The 2,123-nt window shown below is 68.5% G+C and carries 2 protein-coding genes; one reads left to right on the top strand and one right to left on the bottom strand.

Annotation, left to right across the window (positions count from 1 at the left end; translation table 11 throughout):
• Nucleotides 1-1,863 (top strand): hypothetical protein (locus tag GXY85_08520; GenBank protein NLW50866.1); only part of this gene is annotated, 1,863 nt, incomplete at its 5' end.
• On the opposite strand, the gene GXY85_08515 is transcribed toward GXY85_08520, so the two are convergent.
• Nucleotides 1,860-2,123 (bottom strand): GNAT family N-acetyltransferase (locus GXY85_08515; protein NLW50865.1); only part of this gene is annotated, 264 nt, incomplete at its 5' end. The two genes, GXY85_08520 and GXY85_08515, sit on opposite strands and share 4 nt — an antisense overlap.

Here is a 2,123-nt window from a genome sequence, read left to right as displayed (position 1 = left end):
GACAACGTCGAGATCGACGGCCAAGTCAACATGGCCCTCGCCCCGCGCCAGCCCGGCAGTTCGATCAAGCCCTTTGTCTACCTGGCCGCGTTCGAGCAGCCCTCGCGCCCGCCCGCCGAAAGATGGACGCCCGGCACGCTGATCGCCGACATCGAGGAACCGTTCCCGGACGGAGCCAACCCGCCCTACGTGCCCACCAACTACGACAACCGCGAACATGGCATGGTCACGGTGCGCGCCGCCCTCGCCAACAGCTACAACATCCCCGCGGTGCGCGCCCTCCAGACCGCCGGCCTGCCCGCCTTTTTGGAACTCGCCCAACGCCTGGGCATCAGCACGCTGACGCGCCCAGACTACGGCCTCGGCCTGGGCCTGGGTGCGGGCGAAATCCCGCTGCTGGAACTGACCGCAGCCTACGGCATCCTAGCCAACGGCGGCAAGCGCGTGTCGCCCGTGTCGATCCTCAAGATCGCCGACGCCGAGGGCCGCGCCCTGTGCGACGTCGCTGAGGGCCGCCCCTGCCAACCGGCCGCGGGTGCAGGCGATCAGGTCGTCAGCGCCGCAGACGCCTTCCTGCTCACCGACATCCTCAGCGACAACGCGGCGCGCACCCCCGCCTTCGGGGCCAACTCCGTCCTGCGCCTCGACCGGCCTGCAGCCGTCAAGACAGGCACGACGAACGATGTGCGCGACAACCTCACCGTGGGCTACACGCCGCAGTTGGTCGCCGGCGTCTGGATCGGCAACGCCGACAACTCCGAGATGGTTGGCCTGTCCGGCATCAGCGGGGCCGGCCCCATCTGGAACCAGTTTATGACCGCAGCCCTGGCAGGGGAACCGGGCGAGACCTTCGCCCCGCCGCCGGACGTCTCGCAAGTCGAGGTGTGCGCGGACACCGGCGTCCGTTTCGGGCCCGCATGCCCCGCTTCGCGCCTCGAATGGTTCGCCGGCGACCGGCCCCCGCTCCCGCCGGAACAGGACCTCTATCAGATTGTGCGCTTGGACAAATTGACCGGGCGCCTCGCCACCGAGTTCACGCCGGACGAGGCAATGGAGGAGAAGATCTTCAAGGTTTATCCGGAGAAATACCGCGATTGGGCCGAGGCGCACGGCATCCCGCAGCCGCCGGTGGATGCCAGCGACGTCTTCACCTTCGAGCCCGAGTTGACTATTCGCCAACCCGTCGAGGGCGAGGTCGTCAGCGGCGTCGTCCAGGTGTACGGCACGGCCAACGCGCCCGCCTTCGCTGCCTATCACCTCGAATACGGCGTCAGCCACGACCCCGGCGCATTCAGCCTGCCCATTGCCGGCCCCTTCCCCGCGCCTGTGCTGGACGGCTTCCTGGGCGAGTGGGACGTGCGCGGCCTACACGACGGGCCGCACACCCTGCGCCTTGTGGTCCAAGACACATTCGGCCATGCCTACGAAGCACGCATACGCGTTTTCGTAGAGCAGCCGACGCCCACGCCCGAGCCAACGTTAACATGGACGCCTGAACCGACCCTGACCTTCACACCGGAACCGACGGTCACCTTTACGCCTGAGCCGACCCTGACCGTGGCGCCGGAACCCCCGACGCCTGAGCCCACATGGACGCCCGAACCGGAACCCACGCCCACACCGGAAGCGGAGTTGGAGCCGACGCCCACCGAAGCGCCGCCGCAGCCCACGCCCACTTGGACGCCGCAGGGAGAGGTCATGCCCGCCGAGACGCCGGAACCCACCTGGACGCCCGAAGAATCGGTCGCGCCGGAGGAGACGCCGACCGAACCTGCGGCGGAGGGCCGGCTGCGCCCGCGCAGGCCGCCGCGTAACGCTAGACCGACAGAATCGACCCACGCATTCACCGCGGACGCGACCTAGCCGCCTGAGGAGTCCTCCGCAGTCTCCGACAGCGGATCCTTCACCACGACGACGAACTCTAGCCCCGGCCTAGCCGCAGAGACAAATGCCTGCTCGTGGCGAAAGCCGGCCTTCTCGAACACGCGCCGCGAGCGCGCGTTGAAGTCAGCAATCGTGGCGCGAAAACGCACATCCCCATATTGCTCGCGCGCGAAGGCCAGAATCGCCTCAAGGAACGCCAGCCCCATGCCGCGGCCGGCCAAGTCGGGCCGGATCCCCAG

The sequence above is a fragment of the Candidatus Brocadiaceae bacterium genome (assembly GCA_012728835.1).
In the GTDB taxonomy this organism is placed as follows: Bacteria; Planctomycetota; Brocadiia; order SM23-32; family SM23-32; genus JAAYEJ01.
Note: the sequence above shows the minus strand (reverse complement) of the source record. Positions and strands in the feature narration are given on the sequence as shown.